5 protein-coding genes are annotated in these 5,629 nt (G+C 46.8%); all 5 read right to left on the bottom strand.

From position 1 onward, the window contains the following. A partial coding sequence (locus tag ENN47_05485; GenBank protein ID HDP77626.1) for an alcohol dehydrogenase occupies positions 1-593 on the bottom strand: 593 nt, incomplete at its 3' end. Further along, positions 590-1,786, bottom strand: coding sequence for a PLP-dependent transferase (locus tag ENN47_05480; GenBank protein ID HDP77625.1), 1,197 nt, complete (start codon positions 1,784-1,786; stop codon positions 590-592). The genes ENN47_05480 and ENN47_05485, both read right to left, overlap by 4 nt. Positions 1,787-1,969: 183 nt before the next feature. Continuing rightward, the gene (locus ENN47_05475; GenBank protein ID HDP77624.1) at positions 1,970-2,674 is read right to left on the bottom strand and encodes a hypothetical protein; all 705 of its coding nucleotides are present in this window, start codon (positions 2,672-2,674) and stop codon (positions 1,970-1,972) included. A 5-nt stretch (positions 2,675-2,679) separates the two neighbouring features. After that, positions 2,680-3,999, bottom strand: coding sequence for a tRNA uridine-5-carboxymethylaminomethyl(34) synthesis GTPase MnmE (gene mnmE / locus ENN47_05470; GenBank protein HDP77623.1), 1,320 nt, complete (start codon positions 3,997-3,999; stop codon positions 2,680-2,682). After that, positions 3,989-5,629: DEAD/DEAH box helicase (locus ENN47_05465; protein HDP77622.1), on the bottom strand; the 1,641-nt coding region annotated here is incomplete at its 5' end. The genes ENN47_05465 and mnmE, both read right to left, overlap by 11 nt.

The following is a 5,629-nucleotide window of genomic DNA, read 5'->3' as shown; positions in this document are numbered from 1 at the left end:
GCATTACCAGTTCCCAGGAGTTCGAGCCGATCTTCATGCTTACCAATCAGCTGATGTTTAATCCCATTTGCAGAAAGAACCATTGAAATCAGTAATCCCAGTTTCCCATCTCCTATCAAGCAAACCTTATGACTAGAAGAGAAATCTACGGATTCTAGAACGTTAACCGCGGCGGCCAAGGGTTCTATAAACAGGGCTTTTTCATCTGAGACAGATTCCGGAATTTCGTGAAGGTTTTCGTCCGGCAGTACTGCGTACTCTGCAAAGACACCGGGGTAGTCGTCAATACCAACCGTCCGGATGTTTCTGCAGTGTTTGAAAAGTCCTTTTTGACACAGGTCACAGGTTTTGCAGGGTATGTTAATTTCGGTTGTGACACGCTTTCCGGAAAGAAAATCCGAGTCACTCTCGATCACCGTTCCGAGAAGTTCATGACCTATAATTCCGTGGAAGCTCATGTAGCCCTTTGTAATCTCAATGTCGGTATTGCATATTCCCGCGAGTTTTACCTTCACCAGAGATGTCCCGGGGATCCTTATCGGTAAGGGAACTTCTTCAAGCCTGAGTTCTCTGTCAAATATCAGTGCTTTCATCGTCTAAAGACCTTTTCGAGAGCATATTCGATGTCTGCGAGAATATCTTCGTGATATTCCAGACCGGCGGAAATCCTCACAGTTCTGGCAGAGAAGCCGTATTTGTGCAGCTCTTCTTCGGGATAGTCTCTGTGGGTCATCATTGCAGGCACTTCCACAAGAGTTTCGGCATCGCCGAGTGACACTGCGAGTTTGATAAGCTTCAGGTTGCGAACGAACTTCTCTGCGTTCTCTCTGGGTCCGTCCAGTTCGAAGCTGATGATTCCTCCAAAGCCGTGCATCTGCCTGGCAGCCAGTTCGTGACCTGGGTGGTCTTCGAATCCCGGATATGAAGTCTTTACGACTTCTTTGCGCGCTTTGAGAAAATTGGCTATTGCTGTCGCATTCTTCTCATGCCTTTCCATTCTCAGACCTAGCGTCTTCATGCCTCTTAGGAGGAGCCAGGCGTTGAATGGGCTCAACACCCCTCCAAGTTCGCACATATATCCAAACTTAAGTTTCTGGACGTAATCAAAGTCCTTTGAAGTTGCGAATCCACCAACAACATCTCCGTGACCCGATATGTATTTTGTCGCACTGTGCAGCACGACGTCGGCACCGAAGTCTAGAGGTCTCTGAAAAACGGGAGTTGCGAATGTGTTGTCTACAACTACCTTTACTCCTCTGGAATGTGCGATTTCGCAGAGTCCTTTTATATCAATTATCTCGAGTGCTGGATTCGTTGGCGTTTCCAGGTACATCACCCTTGTTTCTGGAGTAATAGACTCCTCGACGATGTTTAGATCTGTCATGTCAATGAACTGTGTCTTAACGCCATAATTAGTGATCAAATGATTTAGAAATCCGAATGTTGAACCGTAGAGATTTCTGTGGGCAAGTACCGAATCGCCTGCCGCCGCGAATGACATGACAACAGAGCTAATTGCAGCCATACCCGAAGAGAAGGCAACTCCATCGGCTCCATTCTCTAGTGTTGCGAGCCTTTGCTCGAAGAGATTTATTGTGGGGTTACCACCTCTGGTATAAACGTATGCCCGCCGTCTGAACGAAAATGTGTCTTCTGCCTGCTGGAGATCTTTAAACGTGAACGTCGAAGTCATGTATATAGGAGAGTTGAGCGACTGGTTCTGATCCTCTTGTTCAGCAGCATGAATAGACAGTGTATCGAAATGATATTTTCTCTCTTCATTCATATCAAACACCTCGCTTCCTTCTGACATTATATCGCAGGTATGAGGAAGTGATACTTGAAACGATCCCGGGATTTTCGAGTAAACAAGACCAAGTGAAATACGTAGCTGCGCGGAAAGCATCGAGTGATTTATTCGAAAGCCGGACTGATCGTCGACAGATTTCTATTGGCGCCCTCAGAACCTCTATGTGACTCTCTTCTTTGCCTCTTCGATTTCTGCTTGAATTCTTAATACTGTCTCCGGCTCTTCATAGAAGGAATAGGTATCTTCGGAAGTCTTCACTAGCAAGAAATAGTCCTTTATTTTTGGTTTGCCAATCATTTTGATTTTTTTTGCAGGCAAGAACATATCCCTCAGCGATGGAAGATACAGTTCCCCGGAGGACATGCTCATGTGTACTGAGACCTCCTCTATCTCTTCTACCGGAACTCTCATGCTGACCCTTCCGCTGCCCGGTATATCGACCGTAAAGTGAAATGCGTTTTCGTGTATTATCGCGTAGCTCTGACTCATATTTACCTTCTCTATCTGAGCAACCCTCCCAAATGTGTAGAACATAGCAGACACTCTCTTCCTGTTATCTGGACCGGAGAGGCCGAGATTCTTTATCAATCTCTCTTTAGGGCGTTCATCTCCCATCCCCAGCAATGCAGTGATGATGCAGATTATGTCTCCAAAAAGGAATCCCGCCCTGAAATTTCCAAGAAGAAGAGCAGTTGCCTCTGCAGCGATTGGAATCAACGGGGCAATCAACAGAAGACGATAATCAAACTTCCTCCTCAGAACCGTATAGATTATGTAGGCCGGGACGCTTGCAAGGAAATACCAGAGAGGGGAGAGAACAAATCTCGTGGCCGAGCCGACTATCAATAAGAGGATTCCGAGCAACTAAATCACTTCCCAACACAGAAATCGCTGAAAATTCTTTCCAGCAGATCTTCTGTTACGTTTGTACCGAGGAGATCGTCGAGGCTTCTGGCAGCCTGCTCGATCATGGTCCCTGTGACATCTACCGTCATACCGTTCTCTACAGATTCTATAGAACGGCCAATGAAATCCATAGCGTCCAGGAGCTTCTGCTTCTGTCTGGCACTAATAATTACGTCACTTCCAATAGAAGTGATGTCTTCGGTCAGCTTCAGCATTAGTCTTTCGAGATCTTTCAGGCCCTCGCCGGTTCTTGCGCTTATTACGACATCGTAAGAGCCCTTTTCTATCTTGCGTATGTCCGACTTGTTGGCCGCGACAATCAATCGCTTTCCCTTTTTGTTGAGAGCCTCCTCGAGGTCTTTATCACTGTAGTTGTAAGGGTCGAGCAACAATATCACCAATTCTGCCTCTTCAATAGCTTCGAGGGTTCTTTCTATCCCAAGTTCTTCGATCTCATCTTCTGCCTCTCTTATACCAGCAGTATCGACTACGCGGAAGAGCACACCCTCGACATTGAGATCTTCCTCTATCGTGTCTCTCGTCGTTCCAGGCAGATCGGAAACGATGGCCCTGTCACGTTTCAGCAATGCATTCAGTAACGTGGATTTTCCAACATTTGTCTCTCCTACGATTGCCGTCTTAATTCCCTGTGAGATTACGATGCCGTTCTGTGAACTGTCAATGAATTCGGCGATCCTTTTTCTGAGATCTACAAGGCTTTCAAGAAGAGACGAATAATCCGTTTCAATCTCCTCGGGATAGTTGAGTTCCACCTCTACTGTCGCAAGGAGCTCGATTATCTTCGCTCTGAAGGAAATAACCTCTTCAGACAGGTCGCCTCTGAAGCTCTTGATTGCGGCTTCAAGAGCCTTTTCGGTCTTTGAAGTTATCAGGGCGTTAATTGCTTCGGCATGAATTAGGTCAAACTTGCCATTCAGTACTGCCCGTTTCGTGAACTCCCCTGGCAAGGCCATTCTAAAGCCCACCGAAAATAGCGCCTTAAGAGCGTTTTCTATTATCAGGGGATTGCCGTGAAATGAAAGCTCCACAAGATCCTCACCTGTGTATGAAGCCGGTCCTTTGAAGAAAGTGACTACAACTTCGTCGATGTAACGATCATTTTCGGCAAACGTTGTCAGTTGGGCTCTTCTGTGCCGGAGAATACTTGTACCGGGCAGCAGATTTTGCAGAGTCTCTACCGTTCCTTGTCCAGAACATCTTACTACAGCTGTTGCCGAAACTCCTCTGGGAGTAGATAATGCGCAAATTCGATCATTGAACAACTCTCTCAGCTCCAAGGAAAAGAGTTTTAAGTGTCTTCATCAGATGCCTCTCCGGTACTCCGTACAGAATCGATTTTCCTTCACGCTCGTTTACTACGAGCCTTCGTCCCTTTATACCGAGCGACTCACGTATATGATTTTCACTGTGAACCATAATGATGCTCTCTGAATAAGAATCATATTCAACCGAACTTATTCCGATCTTAAAGGCTCCTAGTCTTACGCGTGAGGCATCGAGAAGAGAAGTGACTTGAGAGGGAAGACGGCCGAATCTGTCGATGAGTTCCCTTTCCAGTTCATCTATCTCATTCTCCTCTTTACATACTGCAATTCTTCGATAGATCTTCAATCTCTCAATCGAGTCGGATACGTAATCTTCAGGAATAACCATATCAAACGGGATATTCTTCAGTTCTGTGTCGACCGCGCGCTCCTCAACTCCAATATCCTCTTCTCCGCGCAGTTCTCTCATCGCCTTTTCCACCATCTCCCGATACAAGTAGAGGCCGACGGAGTTAATATTTCCATGCTGTTCGGCACCGAGCAGCGTCCCAAATCCCCTTATTTCAAGGTCTCTCATTGCGATCTTCATTCCACTGCCGGCGACAGAGAACTCCTTAAGGGCCTTCAGCCTTTCTCTGGAAGGATCGGAGAGCCTCTTCGGATCATAGAGGAAGTAAGAGAAAGCTCTTCGATTGCTTCTGCCTACCCTCCCCCTCAGCTGGTAAAGTTGGGCAAGCCCGTACCTTTGCGAATCATCGACGATCAGGGTATTCGCGTTCGGTACGTCAACCCCGCTTTCAATTATCGTAGTGCATAGAAGCATGTCCAATTCGCCAAGATAGAAATCCCTAATGGTGCGCTCAAAAGCGGTTTTGTTCATCTGACCGTGGGCGACCTCAATCTTGACCTCAGGAAGTAGGTTCCTGAGTTTCGACAAAAGCTCGGGCAATTCGGTTACTCTATTATGTACGAAAATCGTCTGTCCGCCTCTGTTGGTCTCCCTAAGCACTGCCGTTCTGATCAATCTGTCGTTGATCGCTCCGACGTAAATCTCCGGGGAAGTTCTTCCGGCGGGCGGTGTAGATATTATCGAGAGGTCTCTCAAGCCTGACAGAGACATATACAGTGTTCTGGGTATCGGCGTTGCGCTCATTGAGAGAACATTGATCTGCAATCTCAACTTCTTGAAGTGCTCCTTCTGCAGAACCCCGAATAGCTGTTCTTCATCCACGACAATCAGACCGAGATCTGCAAAACCCACCTCTTTTGATAGCAAAGAGTGGGTTCCAACGACCACATCGACTTCGCCGTTCTTCAGCTTCTTGAGAAGCCTGTTTCTCTGTGTATCTGTTCGGTACCTGTCGAGTATCTCGACTTTTATCCCAAATGGACTTAGCCTGCCCTCGAAGCTATCGAAGTGTTGACGCGCAAGCACTGTTGTGGGAACCATCACGGCAACCTGTTTTCCGGAGACAACCGTTCTGAAAATAGCCCGCAATGCAACTTCTGTTTTTCCGTACCCGGCATCTCCGCTTATAAGTCTATCCATAGGTTTATTGCTTCCGAGGTCTTCAAGAACTTCTTCGACAGCTTTTTGCTGGTCTTCTGTCTCAACATACGGAAAACT

It is taken from the genome of Mesotoga infera (assembly GCA_011045915.1).
Lineage (GTDB): Bacteria > Thermotogota > Thermotogae > Petrotogales > Kosmotogaceae > Mesotoga > Mesotoga infera_D.
Note: the sequence above shows the minus strand (reverse complement) of the source record. Positions and strands in the feature narration are given on the sequence as shown.

Excerpts from the sequence above, each read along its gene's own strand:
- ENN47_05480 (HDP77625.1), bottom strand. The coding sequence starts at position 1,786 with ATGAATGAAGAGAGAAAATATCATTTCGATACACTGTCTATTCATGCT.